General features: G+C 65.1%; 22 protein-coding genes. 6 read left to right on the top strand and 16 right to left on the bottom strand.

Going from position 1 to position 18,412, the window contains the following annotated elements; genetic code table 11:
- Positions 1-47 precede the first annotated feature (47 nt).
- The gene (locus tag U1H99_RS06620; protein ID WP_323140923.1) at positions 48-830 is read left to right on the top strand and encodes a hypothetical protein; all 783 of its coding nucleotides are present in this window, start codon (positions 48-50) and stop codon (positions 828-830) included.
- A gap of 9 nt (positions 831-839) precedes the next feature.
- Here U1H99_RS06620 and U1H99_RS06615 read toward each other — a convergent pair whose 3' ends face one another.
- Positions 840-2,000 carry an FAD-dependent monooxygenase gene (locus U1H99_RS06615; protein ID WP_323140922.1) on the bottom strand — a complete coding sequence of 387 codons (1,161 nt, stop codon included), beginning with the start codon at positions 1,998-2,000 and terminating at the stop codon, positions 840-842.
- A gap of 91 nt (positions 2,001-2,091) precedes the next feature.
- Between U1H99_RS06615 and U1H99_RS06610 the strand changes: the two genes are divergently transcribed.
- The gene (locus U1H99_RS06610) at positions 2,092-2,724 is read left to right on the top strand and encodes a TetR/AcrR family transcriptional regulator (protein WP_323140921.1); all 633 of its coding nucleotides are present in this window, start codon (positions 2,092-2,094) and stop codon (positions 2,722-2,724) included.
- A gap of 21 nt (positions 2,725-2,745) precedes the next feature.
- On the opposite strand, the gene pssA is transcribed toward U1H99_RS06610, so the two are convergent.
- From pssA to U1H99_RS06580, 6 genes are all read right to left on the bottom strand, one after another.
- A complete protein-coding gene (gene pssA, locus U1H99_RS06605; protein ID WP_141833418.1) occupies positions 2,746-3,612 on the bottom strand; it encodes a CDP-diacylglycerol--serine O-phosphatidyltransferase in 867 nt (288 codons plus the stop codon).
- 80 nt (positions 3,613-3,692) lie between these two features.
- The gene (locus tag U1H99_RS06600; protein ID WP_323140920.1) at positions 3,693-4,475 is read right to left on the bottom strand and encodes an SIMPL domain-containing protein; all 783 of its coding nucleotides are present in this window, start codon (positions 4,473-4,475) and stop codon (positions 3,693-3,695) included.
- Positions 4,476-4,670: 195 nt separating this feature from the next.
- Positions 4,671-5,756 (bottom strand): ketol-acid reductoisomerase, encoded by a 1,086-nt coding sequence (gene ilvC / locus U1H99_RS06595; protein ID WP_323140919.1) that lies wholly within the window; start codon positions 5,754-5,756, stop codon positions 4,671-4,673.
- 75 nt (positions 5,757-5,831) lie between these two features.
- A complete protein-coding gene (gene ilvN / locus U1H99_RS06590; RefSeq protein WP_028104341.1) occupies positions 5,832-6,323 on the bottom strand; it encodes an acetolactate synthase small subunit in 492 nt (163 codons plus the stop codon).
- Positions 6,323-8,065, bottom strand: a complete 1,743-nt coding sequence (locus U1H99_RS06585; RefSeq protein WP_323140918.1) for an acetolactate synthase 3 catalytic subunit — start codon at positions 8,063-8,065, stop codon at positions 6,323-6,325. The genes ilvN and U1H99_RS06585 overlap by 1 nt, the downstream gene beginning before the upstream one ends.
- Positions 8,066-8,461: 396 nt before the next feature.
- A complete protein-coding gene (locus U1H99_RS06580; protein WP_323140917.1) occupies positions 8,462-9,088 on the bottom strand; it encodes a glutathione S-transferase family protein in 627 nt (208 codons plus the stop codon).
- A 193-nt stretch (positions 9,089-9,281) separates the two neighbouring features.
- Here U1H99_RS06580 and U1H99_RS06575 point away from each other — a divergent pair, with 193 nt between their 5' ends.
- From U1H99_RS06575 to U1H99_RS06560, 4 genes are read left to right on the top strand one after another with little or no spacing between them, the layout of a single operon-like run.
- Positions 9,282-9,851 carry an RNA polymerase sigma factor gene (locus tag U1H99_RS06575; protein WP_141833408.1) on the top strand — a complete coding sequence of 190 codons (570 nt, stop codon included), beginning with the start codon at positions 9,282-9,284 and terminating at the stop codon, positions 9,849-9,851.
- The gene (locus U1H99_RS06570) at positions 9,848-10,288 is read left to right on the top strand and encodes a DUF3619 family protein (protein ID WP_323140916.1); all 441 of its coding nucleotides are present in this window, start codon (positions 9,848-9,850) and stop codon (positions 10,286-10,288) included. The genes U1H99_RS06575 and U1H99_RS06570 overlap by 4 nt, the downstream gene beginning before the upstream one ends.
- A gap of 57 nt (positions 10,289-10,345) precedes the next feature.
- Positions 10,346-11,065: a DUF3106 domain-containing protein gene (locus U1H99_RS06565; protein WP_323140915.1), complete on the top strand. Its 720-nt coding sequence runs from the start codon at positions 10,346-10,348 to the stop codon at positions 11,063-11,065.
- An 8-nt stretch (positions 11,066-11,073) separates the two neighbouring features.
- On the top strand, positions 11,074-11,607 hold the full coding sequence (locus U1H99_RS06560; protein ID WP_323140914.1) for an RDD family protein: 534 nt from the start codon (positions 11,074-11,076) through the stop codon (positions 11,605-11,607).
- Here the strand turns inward: U1H99_RS06560 and U1H99_RS06555 are convergent.
- From U1H99_RS06555 to iscU, 9 genes are all read right to left on the bottom strand, one after another.
- The gene (locus tag U1H99_RS06555; protein ID WP_323140913.1) at positions 11,604-12,317 is read right to left on the bottom strand and encodes an RNA pseudouridine synthase; all 714 of its coding nucleotides are present in this window, start codon (positions 12,315-12,317) and stop codon (positions 11,604-11,606) included. The two genes, U1H99_RS06560 and U1H99_RS06555, sit on opposite strands and share 4 nt — an antisense overlap.
- Positions 12,317-13,345, bottom strand: a complete 1,029-nt coding sequence (gene ltaE / locus U1H99_RS06550; RefSeq protein WP_323140912.1) for a low-specificity L-threonine aldolase — start codon at positions 13,343-13,345, stop codon at positions 12,317-12,319. The genes U1H99_RS06555 and ltaE overlap by 1 nt, the downstream gene beginning before the upstream one ends.
- A gap of 13 nt (positions 13,346-13,358) precedes the next feature.
- Entirely contained in the window at positions 13,359-14,255 is an 897-nt protein-coding gene (locus U1H99_RS06545; RefSeq protein WP_323140911.1) for a class I SAM-dependent methyltransferase, read from the bottom strand.
- Positions 14,242-14,436 carry a Fe-S cluster assembly protein IscX gene (gene iscX / locus U1H99_RS06540; protein WP_323140910.1) on the bottom strand — a complete coding sequence of 65 codons (195 nt, stop codon included), beginning with the start codon at positions 14,434-14,436 and terminating at the stop codon, positions 14,242-14,244. The genes U1H99_RS06545 and iscX overlap by 14 nt, the downstream gene beginning before the upstream one ends.
- A 24-nt stretch (positions 14,437-14,460) precedes the next feature.
- A complete protein-coding gene (gene fdx, locus U1H99_RS06535) occupies positions 14,461-14,802 on the bottom strand; it encodes an ISC system 2Fe-2S type ferredoxin (RefSeq protein WP_141833396.1) in 342 nt (113 codons plus the stop codon).
- Positions 14,803-14,992: 190 nt separating this feature from the next.
- Positions 14,993-16,882 carry a Fe-S protein assembly chaperone HscA gene (hscA, locus tag U1H99_RS06530; protein ID WP_323140909.1) on the bottom strand — a complete coding sequence of 630 codons (1,890 nt, stop codon included), beginning with the start codon at positions 16,880-16,882 and terminating at the stop codon, positions 14,993-14,995.
- Positions 16,883-17,035: 153 nt separating this feature from the next.
- Entirely contained in the window at positions 17,036-17,551 is a 516-nt protein-coding gene (hscB, locus tag U1H99_RS06525; RefSeq protein ID WP_323140908.1) for a Fe-S protein assembly co-chaperone HscB, read from the bottom strand.
- A gap of 20 nt (positions 17,552-17,571) precedes the next feature.
- Positions 17,572-17,895, bottom strand: a complete 324-nt coding sequence (gene iscA / locus U1H99_RS06520; protein WP_141833391.1) for an iron-sulfur cluster assembly protein IscA — start codon at positions 17,893-17,895, stop codon at positions 17,572-17,574.
- A 124-nt stretch (positions 17,896-18,019) separates the two neighbouring features.
- The gene (iscU, locus tag U1H99_RS06515) at positions 18,020-18,412 is read right to left on the bottom strand and encodes a Fe-S cluster assembly scaffold IscU (RefSeq protein WP_323140907.1); all 393 of its coding nucleotides are present in this window, start codon (positions 18,410-18,412) and stop codon (positions 18,020-18,022) included.

The following is an 18,412-nucleotide window of genomic DNA, read 5'->3' as shown; positions in this document are numbered from 1 at the left end:
AAGAATGTGTGAGAAATGGGTTGCAGGTGCTCGCTATACTCGTCCGCATGTTGACTGCATATCATCCCCACCCGCGCGAACGGCACTACGCCGGCCTGGCCTTGACCGTGCTGGTCCATGCAGCGTTGTTGCTGGGCTGGCAGATGAGCCGCCACACGCTGCCGGTGGAGAGCGGACCGGAGCCGAAGCGCACCCGTATCCAGTGGATCCGGCTGCCGTCCCTGAAGGCGCCGGTGGCGCCGCCGCCCAAGCCGGTGCAGTTGCTGAAGCCGGCGCAAGCCCCCGCCCCTGCCACTGCTCCGGTGATGCAGCGCGCGGCCGCGCCGGCGGCGGCTGTTCCGGCGGTGCCGCCGATTACCGTGGTGCCGGCGGCCCCGGCGGCATCAGCCACCGACACCCAGGCCAACGCACCCCAGGCCGCGCCATCCGAGCCCGCCACGGCCACGCCCAGCACGGCGGAGATCCTGAAACGCGCCAAGCGCGACATCGGCAAGATCGACCGCGCGCTGCGCAAGGAAAACAATCCGTATATCGCGGCGCCATTGGACAGCCCGCAGATCCGCATGCGCGACAAGATGGAGGCGGCGCACGACCTGGCCGCGCCGCGGCTGTGGGAAGCGCCGAAGATCGAGGAGCTGGTGCCGAATACCGGCACCGGCGAGCGCCGCACACGCATCATCACCGGCGGCGGCACCTACTGCATCACCGAACGCCCGCCGGGCAGCACCAGCATCGACATGATGGAAAAGCACGGCAAGCAGATGATCACCAGTTGCCCGGCGCACGAGACGCCGGCGAGCAAGCAGCAATGGCGGACGCTGCGGGATTGAGCCGGGCGCTTACGCGGGTGCCGCAAGCTGGGCGACATGGGCATTGCGCGCCAGGATCGCATCCTCCGTACGCGGCACGAACATCGGCAAGCCCTCGTCGATGGCATTGGCCTGCACCTGTTCGACAAAGGGGCGCAAGCGGCGGTCGTACTCGCGGAAGGCCTGTTGAAGGTCATCGGGATACATGGTGAACGCCTCGGCCAGTGCGCTGGCCCCAACCAGTGCCAACGATCCGCCCATGCCCGCCGCCGGCGACGCGCAATACGCCGCGTCGCCCACCAGCACGACCCGGCCCCGATGCCAGGCCGGCATCCTGATCTGGCAAAACCGGTCGAAGTAGAAGTTGGGCGAGCCGGTCAGCGCCTCTAGCAAGGCCGGCGTGCCCGGACCGATATCGGGAAAGTGCGCAGTGGTGATCTGTCGCTGCCGCGCGACGTCGCGGTAATCGTAGGGGATTTCGCGCTCGGCAAAGAAGGCAAGCACGACGTCCGTCTTGTCGTCATAGGCGTTCAGCATCACCGCCACGCCCGGCAGGTTGATGATGTGGGTGGTTTGCGGGTCGAGGAGCAGCTTGTCGACCACCGCGAGCGCAAAATAATGCTGCATGAAAAAGGCATAGTCGGCTTCCGGTCCGAAACACAGGCGCCTCAAGGCCGAGTGGTTGCCGTCGCAGCCGATCACGAAGGCATAGCTGCACCGCAAGCCGCTGCGAAAGCCGACCTCCACCGCCTCCTCCGTCTGCCGCAGGCCGGCGATGCTGTCGCCGAACCGGAATTCGACCTCGTTCCGCACTCGTTCGAACAAGATGTCGAGCAGGACGTCGCGGTCGATCTCGCAATCGGCGTCGGGCTCGCGCGTGTCCTCGACCTGGGCTGCCATGCCTGCGATGGTGGCGCCGGAAGCATCCTTGAACGACAGCGGCCGTAACGGCAAGCGCCGGGCGCGGACTTGTTCGAACAAGCCCATGCGTTTCATGACGTCGACGGTGCCCTCGCGTATGTCCACCGGCGTACCGCCGCGCTTCAAGCCGGGTGCGGTTTCCACCACGGTGACGGTGTAGCCGAGCCGGCGCATCCAAAATGCGCTGGCAAGACCGGCAAAGCTGGCGCCAGCGATCAGTACGCGTGGCCCCAGCGACGACGCTGGGGAAATGCTTGCTTGCTCTGTCATAACAACTGCCCTATCGTGTGGATCGAGTCACCACTATATATACACCTGATATAAAAGTATACTGGGTGTATATTCAATCCAAGGAAGCAGGATGGCATTACCGGACGACAGGAGAACGCGCAAGCGCCTTGCAACCAGGCAGAACATTTCCGACGTGGCGACCCGCTTGTTCATGGAAAGAGGCTTCGATCGCGTGAGCATCGACGACATCGCGGCATCCGCAGACGTGGCACGCAAGACCGTGTTCAATCACTTCGCGCGCAAGGAAGACATGTTCTTCGACCTCGACGCGCTGGGACGCGAGGATTTGCTGGCCGCCCTGGCACACCGTGACGCTGCCGTGACGCTGCCCGAAACGCTGCGCCGCTTCGCGCACCGGGCGGTGGCGGAGGGGCGCCCGTATATCCGCTTCTTCGAAGGCAGCCTGCGTTTCATGGAAACCATACGGGACAGCAGCGCGCTGCAGGCCAGGGCCCGGGAAATGCGCGACGAACTCGCACAGACCCTGGCTGGCGGGCTGGCGAAGGCCTTGCATCGGGATGGATCGGATCCGCTGCCGAAACTGGCCGCGGCAATGATCATGGCGGCGTGGAGCGTCGCCTTTGTGGAGGCACACCGGATCTACCAGGCGGGCCAGGACGAGAACGCGGCGGCGGCGGCCTTCCTGGACATCGTCGACCGCGGATCGGCCGCGGTCGAGGCCATGCTGGCGGCGCCCGCGTGAAGGCGCCACCCGGCACATGCTTCAGCGCCGTTCGCTCGGATCGACCGGGTACTCGTCGGTCTGCACGATGCTCACCGGCTTGCCCTTGGCCAAACGCCAGAAGTACACCGCATAGCCCGACAGGCCATACAGCACGAACAGCGGCCACAGGACCTTGGGCGGGTCGATCGCCAGCAGCGCCAGCGCCAGCGCGATCAGGAACACCACGATGAAGGGCACCGACTTGCGGAAATTGACGTCCTTGAAGCTGTAGAACGGCACGTTGGTGACCATGGTCAGGCCGGCGAACAGCGCGATGGCCCACGAGATCCAGTCGGCCTGGCGCGGGCTGATGTTGATGTCGGGGTCGGTCATCATCATCACGAAACCGACCACCAGCGCTGCCGCCGCCGGGCTGGGCAAGCCCTGGAAGAAGCGCTTGTCGACGACTTCGATATTCGTGTTGAAGCGCGCCAGGCGCAGCGCGGCGCCGGCGCAGTAGACGAAGGCGGCGATCCAGCCCAGCTTGCCCAGGCCGCGCAGCGACCATTCGTAGATGACGAGGGCCGGCGCGGCGCCGAACGAGACCATGTCGGACAGCGAATCGTACTGGGCGCCGAACTCGGACTGGGTATTCGTCAGGCGCGCCACGCGCCCGTCCAGGCTGTCGAGCACCATGGCGATGAACACGGCCCAGCAGGCGTGGTCGAAGCGCTGGTTCATCGCCATCACGATGGCGTAGAAACCGCCGAACAGGGCCGCGGTGGTGAAGGCGTTGGGCAGCAGGTAGATGCCGCGGCGCGGCCGGCCGCGCGGACCGTCGATCGGCGCGCCGGCCCGGCGGGCCTTGAAGCGGGCGAAGGATGCCTTGACGGCGCCGGATTTTCTGCGTCGTGGGAGAGGAGCCATGATTGTTCTTGGTAGCTGCGCACCGGGCGCGGATGGCTCCATTATAGTGGTGCCGGTGCGCAGTTAGCTAATTGACAGTGTTAGCGGAACTTTACTTTACCTACCAGGCGCATCTGCAGGGTGGTTTCGCCGGGTTCGAAGCTGGGTTCGGGCACATCGCCGGCGTCGGCGCTCTTGGCCCGCATCATCATCGGTGCCGGCGCCTGGACTCCACGTTCACCCGCGTAATTGCCGCTGCCCTCGAAATCGACGGTATCGATCACGGCGTCGTTCACGCTGCGCCCCATGGCGCGTGCGATCGAGGCGATGCGCTGGTTCAGGTTGCGGTAGGTGGCGGCGATCCGCTCGTCGTCCAGCTGCTTTTCCAGTTCGGGGCTCAGGTGGTAATCGATGCCGTTGATGCCCAGCAGCTTCTGCGCGGCGGCGGCGGCCTTCGGCAGCTGCGCCAGGTTGCGCGTCTTCATTTCGAGGTTCTGCCCCACGCGCCAGCCGATCGGAATGCGGCGCGCCTCGGGATTGGCGAGCGGACGCGCCGGATTGTCCGGTACTTCCGGGTACACCGGGTAGCTATAGTAGTTGACGGTCTTCAGCTCGGCCTGCGGGTCCTGGCGGCGCAGGATGTCGGTGCCCTGTTTCATTTTCTGGTTGACGCGCGCGGTGGCGGCGGCGCGGTCCTTGTCCTGTTCCTCGACGCTGAAGGTGACGGTGGCTTCGTCGTTGGCGCGCTTGACTTCGCCGAAGGCGGGGACGACCACCAGGGTGCCGCTGGTGCTGAAGGCGGGTGCGGTGGCGGCGCCGGTTTGCGCCTGGGCGTTGAGGGCGAGGCCGAGGACGGCGGCGAGGATGAGGCGGGATGGGGCCATGCTTGTGCTCCTGTGTTGATGTCGACAGGAGAACGATAACGGTTTTCTTCTTATGGACGAGCTTATGTAATGAAAAGTTGCAAATGGGTACAAATGGATGATTGTTAACCCATGCGTGGATTGCTGGCCCATGCACGTCGCCCCTGCGAAGGCAGGGGCGACGGATCAAGCGCTAACGATCTGACTTGATCGAACTTAGTTCTTCGACTGATCGACCAGCTTGTTCTTGGCAATCCACGGCATCATCGCGCGCAGCTTGCTGCCCACTTCTTCGATCTGGTGCTCGGCGGTCAGGCGGCGGCGCGAGATCAGGGTCGGGGCGCCGGCCTTGTTTTCCAGGATGAAGGACTTGGCGTATTCGCCGGTCTGGATGTCCTTCAGGCACTGGCGCATCGCGTTCTTGGTATCTTCGGTCACGACGCGCGGGCCAGTGACGTATTCGCCGTATTCCGCGTTGTTCGAGATCGAGTAGTTCATGTTGGCGATGCCGCCTTCGTAGATCAGGTCGACGATCAGCTTCAGCTCGTGCAGGCACTCGAAGTAAGCCATCTCCGGCGCGTAGCCGGCTTCGACCAGGGTCTCGAAACCGGCCTTGATCAGTTCGACGGTACCGCCGCACAGCACGGCCTGTTCGCCGAACAGGTCGGTCTCGGTCTCTTCACGGAAGTTGGTCTCGATGATGCCGGCGCGGCCGCCGCCGTTGGCCATGGCGTAGGACAGCGCGATGTCGCGCGCGGCGCCCGACTTGTCCTGGTAGACCGCGATCAGGTGCGGCACGCCGCCACCCTGGCGGTAGGTACCGCGCACGGTGTGGCCCGGCGCCTTCGGCGCGATCATGATGACGTCGAGGTCGGCGCGCGGCACGACCTGGCCGTAATGGACGTTAAAGCCGTGGGCGAAGGCCAGCACCGCGCCCTGCTTGATGTTCGGCTCGACGTTTTGCTTGTAGACCTCGGCGATGTTTTCGTCCGGCAGCAGGATCATGACGACGTCGGCAGCCTTAACCGCCTCGTCCACTTCGGCGACCTGGATGCCGGCCTGCTCGACCTTGTTCCAGGATGCGCCGCCGCGGCGCAGGCCGACGGTCACGTTGACGCCGGACTCAGTCAGGTTCTGGGCGTGGGCGTGGCCTTGCGAGCCGTAGCCGATGATGGCGACGTTCTTGCCTTTGATGAGGGAGAGGTCGCAGTCTTTGTCGTAGAAAACTTTCATTTTTGATCCTGTAATTAATTTTTTGGTGGTATGTACGTTTCGGGTAGGGTGGACAGGTTTCCTGTCCACGCGTTCAGGCGATGGCCAAACGCGTGGACGGCAGAGCCGACTAGCTGTCCGCGTCCACCCTACGGTATATATTGGTCAGACTTTCAGGATGCGTTCGCCGCGGCCGATGCCCGAACCGCCGGTACGGACGGTCTCGAGGATCGAAGCGCGGTCGATGGCATCGATGAAGGCATCCAGCTTGGATTTCGCCCCGGTCAGCTCGATCGTGTAGGTCTTCTCGGTCACGTCGATGATGCGGCCGCGGAAGATGTCGGCGGTGCGCTTCATTTCTTCGCGCTCCTTGCCGACCGCCCTCACCTTGATCAGCATGAGCTCGCGCTCGATGTGCTGGCCTTCGGTCAGGTCGACCACCTTCACCACCTCGATCAGGCGGTTCAGGTGCTTGGTGATCTGCTCGATGATGTCGTCCGAACCGGTGGTCACGATCGTCATGCGCGACAGCGTCGCGTCTTCGGTCGGGGCCACGGTCAGGGTTTCGATGTTGTAGCCGCGTGCGGAGAACAGGCCGACCACGCGCGACAGGGCGCCCGCTTCGTTTTCGAGCAGGACGGAAATAATGTGGCGCATTACAGGTCCTCCGCGCTCAGCAGCATCTCCGACAGGCCCTTGCCCGTCTTGACCATCGGCCAGACGTTCTCGCTGCGGTCGGTGATGAAGTTCATGAACACCAGGCGGTCCTTCATGGCGAAGGCATCGCGCATCGCGCCTTCGACGTCGCCCGGCTTTTCGATGCGCATGCCGACGTGGCCGTAAGCCTCGGCCAGCTTTTCGAAATCGGGCAGCGAATCCATGTACGACTCGGAGTAGCGCGAGTTGTAGTCGAGTTCCTGCCACTGGCGCACCATGCCCAGGAAGCGGTTGTTCAGGAGGATGATCTTCGGCGTCAGGTGGTACTGCTTGCAGGTCGCCAGTTCCTGGATGTTCATCTGGATCGAGCCCTCGCCGGTGACGCAGGCCACCGTCGCGCCCGGGTTCGCCATCTGCACGCCCATCGCGTACGGCAGGCCCACGCCCATCGTGCCCAGGCCGCCCGAATTGATCCAGCGGCGCGGCTTGTTGAACGGGTAGTACTGGGCCGCCCACATCTGATGCTGGCCGACGTCGGAGGTGACGAAGGCGTCGCCGCCGGTCACCTGCCACAGCGTCTCGACCACCGATTGCGGCTTGATGACTTCATCCGAAGTCGGGTACTTCAGGCACTCGCGGCCGCGCCATTCGCCGATCTGCTGCCACCATTTCTGCAGCGCCGGGGCATTCGGCTTGCCAGCGCCCGGCGTGGCTTCGGCCGCATCCAGCTGCGACAGCAGCTCGACCAGCACGTCCTTGACGTTGCCGACGATCGGGATGTCGACCTTCACCCGCTTCGAGATCGACGACGGGTCGATGTCGATGTGGATGATCTTGCGCGGATTGGTGGCGAAGTGGCGCGGGTTGCCGATCACGCGGTCGTCGAAGCGCGCGCCGATCGCGATCAGGACGTCGCAGTGCTGCATCGCCATGTTCGCTTCATAGGTGCCGTGCATGCCCGGCATGCCGACGAAGTGGCCGCTGGACGCGCGATAGGCGCCGAGGCCCATCAGGGTGTTCGTGACCGGGAAGCCGAGCTTGTCGACCAGCCGGTTCAGTTCGTTCGATGCATTGGCCAGGATCACGCCGCCGCCGGTATAGATCATCGGGCGTTCGGCCTGCAGCAGCAGTTGCACCGCCTTGCGGATCTGGCCGGCATGGCCTTTGTCGACCGGCTTGTACGAGCGCATCTCGATTTCCTTCGGATACGCGTACATCGCCTTCTGCATGCTGACATCCTTCGGGATGTCGACCAGCACCGGGCCCGGACGGCCGGTACGGGCAATATAGAAAGCTTTCTTGACCGTGGCTGCCAGGTCGCGCACGTCCTTGACCAGGAAGTTGTGCTTGACCACAGGACGGGTGATGCCGACGGTGTCGCATTCCTGGAAGGCGTCCTGGCCGATCGCGTGGGTCGGCACCTGGCCGGAAATCACGACCATCGGGATGGAGTCCATGTACGCGGTCGACAGGCCGGTGACGGCATTGGTGACGCCCGGGCCGGAGGTGACCAGCGCCACGCCGACTTCGTTGGAGCTGCGCGAATAGGCATCGGCCGCATGGATGGCCGCCTGTTCGTGGCGCACCAGGATATGCTGGAATTTGTCCTGCTTGAAGATGGCGTCGTAGATATACAGGACGGCACCGCCCGGATAGCCGAACACGTGTTTCACGTTTTCTTCGGCCAGGCAGCGCACGAGTATCTCGGCGCCCGTGATGGGAGCTGTTGCGTCGTTGCTCATATACGTCTTTCCTTTCAAGACCCAGAGGGAGATTGATCGGATGCTCGTTCCTGACGAGAGACGGATGTCACGCAACAGTGCTCATGCTTCCCTTCTTTCTGCGGTCACGTCGGCTTTTCCGCTATCCGTAGGTAGCGTGCGAACCGGCGCTGGGCGCAAACTCGTTTGGCGTGAGTTACTGAAGCGGCATGCGTATCTCTCGCGCTTGTGGCGCGGGTTGGAGCAAACTGCCTACATGTGAAAGCGCGTCATGCCGAGAGCGGCCTTGTGTGCCGGCCTGGCTTGACAAAAAGCTTCGGGGTTGCAAAGCGTTCCATACCTTACTGCGTTGCACCATTCCGGTCAAGCCCAAAGTGGGAAAATGCCTTTTTTGGTGCAACAGGCCGGGCCACTGCTTCAGGGCGTCCCGTTCAGTGCGAAGGCGAGGCAACCCGGGCGCCGGCGCAGCCGTTCGAGCCAGGCCTGCAGCGCCGGCGTCTCCGGGCGCGCCATCGGCGTCATCAGCCAGCGGTTGGCCGACAGGCCGAGCACGATGTCGGCCAGCGAAAAATCCGCGCCGGCGGCATACGCCCCGGTCTGGTCCAGCTGGCGCTCGAGGATGCCCATGTGGCGGTTCCATTGCGCGATGCCGTGCTCGACCTGGGCGGCGTCGGCGTGCGCCGGACTCTTGCGCACCAGCGCCATGAAGGTATAGCGCCAGGAATTGTTGAGTTCTCCGGCCTGCCAGTCCATCCACTGCTCGACGCGGGCGCGCGCCACCGCCTCGCGCGGCAGCAGGCTGCCGTCGCCGTAGCGCTCTGCGAGGTAGCGGCAGATCGTGTTCGATTCCCACAGCACCGTGCCGTCGCTGTCGACAATGACCGGCACCAGGGCATTCGGATTCAGTGCCAGGAATGCCGGCTCGGCGGGCGAACGGAACGGCAGGCCCCAGTCTTCGCGCCGATATTCGATGCCGAGTTCGGCGCAAGTCCACAAGAGCTTGCGCACGTTGATCGACGTGTCTTTTCCAAGCAGCCGCAGCATTTTTATCTCCGCCCCGTTGACGTTGCAACTATTCTAGCGCCGTATTTCCTCTGTTCATGATAATTTTGCACGCAAACATGCGGTGCGGCTGCCGGTTTCCGGTGCGGCCGGCCCCGATTTTTGCTAGCATTCGAAAGTTTTCCGTAAAGCACAGGCAAAGCACAGCAACGCGCCGTGCACCACCTTTCATCGCATGGCCACTGACAAAGAACTCAACGACTTCCTCGAGAGTGTCGAGCGGCGCGCCTTCAAGCAGGCGGCGTACGCAGTCCGCAAGGACGAGGCAGCCCTCGACATCGTTCAGGACGCCATGATCAAGCTGGCAGAGAAATACGGCGACAAGCCGGCGGCGGAATTGCCGATGCTGTTCCAGCGCATTCTGCAAACCACCATCCTCGATTATTTCCGGCGCGAGAAGGTCCGGAATACCTGGATCAGCCTGTTTGGCGGCCTCGGTCGGCGGGAAGACGAGGACGAGGACTTTGATATACTCGAATCGTACGAAGCCGAGGAAGGAACGGCGGCCGCCGCGTCGAGCGCGGACCAGGTGGAACGCGCCGAAACCCTGCGCCTGATCGAAGAAGAGATACAAAAGCTGCCGGCGCGTCAACGGGAAGCCTTCCTTATGCGTTACTGGCAGGACATGGACGTGGCCGAAACGGCCCAAGCGATGGGATGCTCCGAGGGCAGCGTGAAAACGCACTGCTCTCGCGCTACGCATACCCTTGCGAAAGCTCTCGAGGCCAAGGGAATAAAATTATGAACATCGACGACATCAACCTGGCGTACAAGATCCGCCATGCCCTGAACGACACCCTCGACGAGCTGCCGGCCTCGACCACCGACCGCCTGGCCGCCGCACGCGCGCGCGCGCTGGCACGTAAGAAGGCGGACGCGCCGTCGCAGCAGCGACAGCAGCAGGCGCAGCGCCGCCCGCTGTTCGATGTTTCCAGGCTGGCCACGATGTTCACGACGCCCTGGGTGGCACGCGTCGCTACGGTCGCGCCGCTGGTCGCCATGGTGGCCGGCCTGGTCGGCGTCTACCAGTACCAGCAGGAACAGCGTGGCGCCGAACTGGCCGAGCTGGATGCCGCCGTGTTGTCCGACGAACTGCCGCTGACCGCCTATACCGACCACGGTTTCAACGCCTACCTGGTACAACAGCAACAGAACCTGCAACAACCGCAGCGAGCCCAGTAAAGGATGACGGCAAACAAGCGTAAAGCCGCTGCCTTCGGCGCAGCAGGCGCAGCCCTTGTGTTGGTGCTCGCCGTCGGCTGCCAGCGCGATCGCCACGATGGCGCGTCGGACGGCACCGGCGCCGGCGCGGCCGCATCCGGCTCGCCGGTACTTGCCGGCAAGGCCGGCGCGCAGGGCCGCACTACCGGCGACAAGCCGGCCTGGCGCACCCTCACCCCGGCCCAGCAGCAGGCGCTGCAGCCGCTACAGGGCGAGTGGGATGCGATGGACGGCGTGCGCCGACAGGCTTGGCTGCAGCTGGCCAGCCGCTTCGGCGCCATGAAACCGGAAGAACGGCAGCGCGTGCACGAGCGCATGCGCGCCTGGGTCAAGCTGACCCCGGCGCAGCGCGAACTGGCGCGCGAGACCTACTCGCGCACGCGCAAGATCGCCCCCGACCAGAAAGCCGCGAGCTGGGAAAGCTACCTGCAGCTGCCCGACGAGCAAAAGCGCAAGCTGGCCGCCTCGGCCGCCACGCGCAAGGCCCCGGTCGTGGTGCCTTCGCAAGCCAATCCCAAGGTCGTCGCGCCGCTCGGCCAGGGCGCCAGCGCCTGCCCGGCCGGCACCGTGCGTAACAGCGTATCGGCGACACCGCCCTGCGTCAGCGCGCCGGCGCCGGGCACGCCCGCCGCCGCGCCGTCGGCACCGCCCACCGCTACCCCGCCGGTACCGGCACCGCCGGCCCAGCAGGACAACCCGGCCCCCGCCAACTGGGGCATCACACCGAACAACGCCTGAGAGGCCGCATGGATACGCCACCCAGCATCAGACGCCGCATGATCGCCATGGTCTACGAGATTTTCCTGGTGCTGTCGGTGGAAGCGCTGGCGGTGGTGGTGTGGATGCTGGCGACGCAGAACCGCCACGGACCGCTGTTCGACCACGGCCTGAAGGTCTGGCTGTTCCTCGTCACCGGCGCCTACTTCATCCACGCCTGGACCGGCAGCAGCCACACGCTGGCGATGAAGACCTGGCGCCTGCGCCTGGTGGCCGACAACGGTGCGCGCGTGCCGCTGCGCACCGCCGTGCTGCGCTACCTGCTGGCCTGGGGCTGGTTCGCGCCGGCGCTGCTGGTCTGCGCCGCGTTCGGCTTGCATGACAAGAGGATGATGGCTGCCGTGCTCGCGATCGGCGTGGCGGCATGGGCCATGACGGCGCTGTTCGACAAGGAACGGCGCTTCCTGCATGACCGGCTGGCGGGCACGCGGCTGGTGTCGATGCCGAAGCCGGCATCCGCCCTGGCGCCGGGCCCGACGCCGCCTACGGCCGAAGCCTCTTAAAAGCGCTCGAATTCCTGCATGTAGCGCCACTGCCCGGCCGGCAGGCTGGACAGCGCCACGCGGCCGACGCGCAGGCGCCGCAGCGACTTGAACGCGAGACCGGCCTGTTTGCACATGACTTCGATGCGCCCGGCGCGGATGCCCTTGCCCGCGATGCGCAGGCGCGTTTCGCTCTGGCGGCTGACCTTGATCGGCGCAGCCGGCGTGCCGGCCGCGTTCATGGCGGCGAGCGCGTTTTCGCTGATGTATTCGTCCACCACTTCGAGCACGTACTCGTGCTCCATACGCGCGCCATCCTCGACCAGCTTGCGCTGCACGCGCCAGTCCTGGGTGAACACGACCAGCCCGCTGGCCGCGGTTTCCAGCGGCGTCGCCAGGGCCAGCTTGTGCAGGTGGCGCTTGAGGAAGCGGCCATTGCCGGACTGCGACTCCGTACCCAGCGCCGCCAGGGCCGCCGTGGTGCCGACGCCGGCCGGCTTGTGCAGCAGGATCGTCACCGGCAGCGGTTCCTCGGCCGTGGCACCCGGCAGCAGCGCGACCTGCTGTTCCGGCGTCACGCGCGTGGCCGGATCTTCCTCGGCCGTGCCGTCGACGCTGACCCAGCCGCCGGCGATGTAGCGCTCGGCCTCGGCGCGCGAGCAGCCCAGTTGCGCGGCGACGCGCTTGGCCAGGCGGACGCCGTCGCCGTCAACGTTTTCAAGTTCGGTCATCAGGCGCGCCACTCCTTGAAAAAGGCTTCGAATGCCGCGACGACCTTGCGCACGTCGGCCTGCGACACGTCCAGGTGCGTCACCAGGCGCGTGTGCGGTCCGATCGAGGCGCGGATGCCCTGCGCGGCCAGCGCTTCGCGCAGCTGGGCACAGGCGGCTTCCGGGATCTCGACGTAGAAGATGTTGGTCTGCGGCGTGCTCACGCTGAGGCCTTCGATGCGGCCCAGGCCCTGCGACAGGTCGAGTGCGTTCTGATGATCCTCGGCCAGGCGCTCGACGTTGTGTTCCAGCGCGTAGTGCGCCGCGGCCGCGATCACGCCGGCCTGGCGCATGCCGCCGCCCAGCATCTTGCGCCAGCGCTTGCCCTGCTCGATAAAGGCTTTCGGTCCCAGCAGCACCGAACCGACCGGCGCGCCCAGGCCTTTCGACAGGCACACCGACACGGTGTCGAAGCCGGCGACGGCGGCGCGCAGACTGGTGCCGTTCTTGACGGCGGCGTTGCAGACGCGGGCGCCGTCGAGGTGGGTCGCCAGGCCTTTCGCATGCGCGAAGTCGGTCGCGGCCTTGACGTAATCCTGCGGCAGCACGCGGCCGCCGATGGTGTTTTCCAGCGCCAGCAAGCGCGAACGCGCGAAGTGCATGTCGTCCGGCTTGATGTAGGCGGCGATGTCGCTGACGGCGATCGACCCGTCCGCCTGGTTGGCGATCGGCTGCGGCTGGATGCTGCCCAGCACCGCGGCGCCGCCGCCTTCATATTTATAAGTGTGCGCTTCCTGGCCGACCAGGTACTCGTCGCCGCGGCCGCAGTGGGTCATCAGCGCGATCAGGTTGGTCTGCGTGCCCGAGGGGGCGAACATGCCGGCTTCGAAGCCGAACAGGTCGGCCGCGAAATCCTGCAGGCGGTTGACGGTGGGATCGTCGCCGTACACGTCGTCGCCCACCGGGGCCGCAGCCATGGCGGCGCGCATGGCGGCGGAGGGTTGGGTGACGGTGTCGCTGCGCAGGTCGATCCAGTGTTGTTCGCTCATGGTCTCTCGTCGATCAGTCGGTGAGTGCTGCGGATTCGGTATAGAAGCGCGGGGCCATTTCTTCCAGCCCCAACTCGGCCAGCACCTGCTGCAGGCGCTCGGCGGGCCGCTTGCGCGGCAGGTTCTTGTAGGTCGCGACGATCAGCTCGTTCTTCATCGAGTGTTCCCAGCCGACCAGTTCCGTCACCGTGACCTGGTAGCCGTGCGCCTCCAGCTGCAGGCAGCGCAGCACGTTGGTGATCTGGCTGCCGAACTCGCGCGTGTGGATCGGGTGGCGCCAGATCTCGGTGAGCACGCTGCGGCCCAGGTCCTTGCCCTTGTTCTTGCGCAGCACCGACGCGATCTCGGCCTGGCAGCACGGCACCAGCACGATGTGCTTCGCATGCTTCTTCAGCGCGAAGTCGATGGCGTCATCGGTGGCGGTGTTACAGGCGTGCAGCGCGGTGACCACGTCGATGGTCGGCGGCAGCTGCCTGGAAACGGTGGAATCGGCGACCGACAGGTTGAGGAAGGACATGCCCGGAAACTCGAGGCGTTGCGCCAGCTCGGTCGACTTCTGCACCAGCTCTTCGCGGGTCTCGATGCCGTAGATGTGCGCATCGTCGCCCTTGCCCTTGAACAGCAGGTCGTACAGGATGAAGCCGAGGTAGGACTTGCCGGCGCCGTGGTCGACCAGGGTGACGTTCGGGTGGTCCTGCTGCACGTCCTTCACCAGCGGCTCGATGAACTGGACCAGGTGGTAGACCTGCTTCAGCTTGCGCCGGCTGTCCTGGTTCAGCTTGCCCTCGCGCGTGAGGATGTGCAGCTCCTTGAGCAGCTCGATCGACTGGCCGGGCTTGATCTCGGGGAGCAGCTCGTACACCGTTGGTGCTGGTTTCTTCGTCGCGTTGGTACTCTTAACTTGCTTCATCTATCCAGGCTGCCTGTATCGCTTCCAGTACGCGTTCGCCGCCGCGCGTGCGGTCGTCGTCGAAGCCTTCCAGCCCGACGACCCAGTTATGCAGATCGACGAAGCGCACCGACGCCGGATCGGCGTCGGGGTACTTCTCGAACAGCGCCTCGGCGATGGCGCTCACATCGGTCCATTTCATGGGGCCTCCCCCTTGTGATGGCGATCAGTGGTTCTTTTCGGCTGCGTGGTTGATCGTGTATTTCGGAATCTCGACCACCAGGTCTTCCTCCGCGATGATGGCCTGGCACGACAGGCGCGAATTCGGCTCCAGGCCCCAGGCCTTGTCGAGCATGTCTTCTTCTTTTTCTTCCTGCTCGTTCAGCGAATCGAAACCCTCGCGCACGATCACGTGGCAGGTGGTGCAGGCGCACACGCGGTCGCAGGCGTGTTCGATGTCGATGTCGTTCTCGAGCAGGGTGTCGCAGATCGACTTGCCCTGCTGGCCGTCGAGGACGGCGCCTTCGGGGCAGAACACGGGATGGGGAAGGATGACGATTTGTGGCACTTCTTGACCTCTTGTGTTTGTTTGCTTCAGGGGGCACTCGCGGTTGGTGAATGGTGGCCCGCGCCCCTTGCACGTCGCCCCTGCGAAGGCAGGGGTCCAAGTTCTACGCGCTAACGTAATGCTAACAAACTTGGGCCCCTGCCTCCGCAGGGGCGACGGATTTTAGTTCGCCGGTTGAATCGGGCTTCGATTACACCTGATCCAGCGATTTCCCCGCCAGCACCTTGCGCACGTTCTTGTCCATGCGCCGCGCCGCGAATTCCTCGGTGCCGTGCGCCAGTGCCTGCACCGCATCGTGCAGCTTGTTCTGGCGCTCGTCGTGGCCGACGGTCTCGTCGCCCGAGCGGGCTTGCGCCGCGCGCACGCCCTCTTCCAGCGCCGCGATCGCCGCGCGCTCTTCCTCGCTCAGCAGGTCGGCATCGAGTTCCAGCGCCGACTGGGTCGCCAGCAGGATGCGCTCGGCCTCGACCTGTTCTTCGCGCAGGGCGCGCGCCGCCATGTCGCTCGAGGCGGCGGTGTACGAGTCCTGCAGCATGCGCGCGACCTCGTCGTCGCCCAGGCCGTAGGACGGCTTGACCGTGATCGAGGCTTCCACGCCCGAGCGCGTTTCGCGCGCCGACACCGACAGCAGCCCGTCCGCATCGACCTGGTAGGTCACGCGGATGCGCGCCGCGCCGGCCGCCATCGGCGGGATGCCGCGCAGCTCGAAGCGCGCCAGCGAACGGCAGTCCGTCACCAGCTCGCGCTCCCCCTGCACCACGTGAACCGCCAAGGCAGTTTGACCATCCTTGAAGGTGGTGAATTCCTGGGCGCGGGCGCACGGGATGGTCGAGTTGCGCGGGATGATCTTCTCGACCAGGCCGCCCATCGTCTCGATGCCGAGCGACAGCGGGGTCACGTCCAGCAGCAGCCAGTCGTCGCCGGCGGCGCGGTTACCGGCCAGCAGGTTGGCCTGCACGGCGGCGCCCAGCGCCACCACCTTGTCCGGGTCGATGTTGGCGTGCGGGATGGTCTTGAAGTAGTCGCCCACCGCGCGGCGGATGTGCGGCATGCGCGTGGCGCCGCCGACCAGCACCACGCCGTCGACGTCTTCCACCGTCACGTCGGCATCGCGCATCGCCTTGCGGATCGCGTTCATGGTTTTCGCCACCAGCGGCTGGGTGATCTCGGCGAAGGTCTCGGCGGTGATGGTCACCTGCACCAGTTCGCCCGACTTCAGGATCGCCTCGACCGTGGTCTCGGCATTCGTCGACAGCAGTTCCTTGGCCTGGCGCGCCTTGACCATCAGGGTCGCGGTATCGACGTCGGACAGCGGGGACAAAGCGGCCTGCTGGGTGATGTGGCAGAACAGGCGCTGGTCGAAATCGTCGCCGCCCAGGGCCGAGTCGCCGCCGGTCGACAGCACTTCGAACACGCCTTTCGACAATTTCAGGATCGAGATGTCGAAGGTGCCGCCGCCCAGGTCGTACACGGCGAACACGCCTTCCTTGCCATGGTCGAGGCCATAGGCGATGGCGGCCGCGGTCGGCTCGGACAGCAGGCGCAGCACGTTCAGGCCGGCCAGCTGGGCCGCGTCCTTGGTCGCCTGGCGCTGGGCGTCGTCGAAATACGCCGGCACGGTGATCACGGCGCCGACCAGTTCGTCGCCCAGCGCATCTTCGGCGCGCTGGCGCAGCGTGGCCAGGATCTGGGCCGAGGTCTCGACCGGGCTTTTCACGCCGGCGACGGTTTTCAGCTGCACCATGCCGGGGCCGTCGACGAAGTCGTAGGGCATGTTCTCGGCGTGCGCGATGTCCTTCAGGCCGCGTCCCATGAAGCGTTTGACCGAGACAATCGTATTTTTAGGATCGGTGGTCCGGGCGGCCTGGGCCTTGAAGCCGATGTTGGCATTCCCGTTCGGCAGGTAGCGCACGATCGACGGCAGCAGCGAGCGTCCCTCCTCGTCGCTGAGCACTTCCGGGATGCTGTTGCGGACGGTGGCGACGAGGGAATTGGTGGTACCGAGGTCGATGCCCACCGCCAGGCGGTGCTGGTGCGGTGCGGTCGACATGCCGGGTTCGGAAATCTGCAAAAGTGCCATGATCGTGTTACCTGGGTATTTTTGTAGGGTGGACGGCTCTGCCGTCCACGCGTTGATTGTTATTGGCCCCGTTTTCGTGCATGGGCCGGTTGACGCTAACGATCACCGCGTGGACGGGAAACCCGTCCACCCTACCCGTGCTGCAAACGTCTGCTATGACTCCAAGGCCTCGAACGCGTAATGCAATTCGTCGCCGAATTTGTCGAGGAACATCAGCGCGCGCACGCCCTGGGCCGCGTTCTGGTAGTCCCCGGCGTCCAGCAGCTTGCCGACCTGGGCCAGGCGTGCCTTGCGCTCCGCGCGCACCTGGGCGTCGAGTTCGTCGAGCGCGCCGGCGTCCTTCGATGCGCGCGCGTCGGCCAAAGCCTCGCGCAGCTCCATCTGCTGCATCAGGAAATCCATCGGCATCGCCGTGTTGGACTCGGTCTGCAGGTCGACGCCGTGCAATTCGCACAGGTATTGTGCGCGCTTTTGCGGATTGCGCAGCGTTTGGTACGCCTCGTTGGCGCGCGTCGCCCACTGCATCGCGACGCGCTTTTCTGCATCGCTGGCGTTCACGAAACGGTCCGGGTGGACACGGCCCTGGACTTCGCGGTAGGCCGCGTCCAGCGCGTCCATGTCGACGTCGAAGCGGGCCGGAAGTTGGAACAGCTCGAAGTGATTCTGCATCGGGGATGACGACTCTGCGCTCAGATACGGAAGCTCTCGCCGCAACCGCAATTGTCCTTGACGTTCGGGTTGTTGAAGCGGAAGCCTTCGTTCAGGCCTTCGCGGGCGAAATCGAGTTCGGTGCCGTCGATGTACGGCAGGCTCTTCGGATCGACGAACACCTTCACGCCGTGCGATTCGAAGATGTTGTCCTCGCCTGCCGGCTCGTCGACGTATTCCAGCTTGTAGGCCAGGCCGGAGCAGCCCGTGGTGCGCACACCGAAACGCAAGCCGACGCCCTTGCCCCGGCGTTCGAGGTAACGGGTGATATGACGGGCGGCTTTTTCGGTCAGGGTGATTGCCATTCTTTTGTTCTCCAGCTTAATTCAAGGCTACGGTTTGCTGCATCGTAGGGTGGGCTCCCAGAGCCCACGCGAAAGCCGGCGCGGTGCTAGCGTCCGCGTGGGCACGGGGTGCCCACCCTACGAATTACGCCTGTTCGGTGGCGTGCTTGGTCTTGTAGTCGGCCACGGCCGCCTTGATCGCGTCCTCTGCCAGGATCGAGCAGTGGATCTTGACCGGCGGCAGCGCCAGCTCTTCGGCGATCTGGGTGTTCTTGATGGCCAGCGCCTCGTCCAGCGACTTGCCCTTGACCCATTCGGTGATCAGCGAGCTCGACGCGATCGCCGAACCGCAGCCGTAGGTCTTGAACTTCGCGTCTTCGATGACGCCGGCTTCGTTGACCTTGATCTGCAGCTTCATCACGTCGCCGCAGGCCGGGGCGCCGACCATGCCGGTGCCGACGTCGTCGGCGTTCTTGTCGAAGGCGCCGACGTTGCGCGGGTTTTCGTAGTGGTCGAGGACTTTATCGGAATATGCCAT

Source organism: Massilia phyllosphaerae, from assembly GCF_034659755.1.
GTDB classification, from domain to species: Bacteria; Pseudomonadota; Gammaproteobacteria; order Burkholderiales; family Burkholderiaceae_D; genus Telluria; species Telluria phyllosphaerae.
Note: the sequence above shows the minus strand (reverse complement) of the source record. Positions and strands in the feature narration are given on the sequence as shown.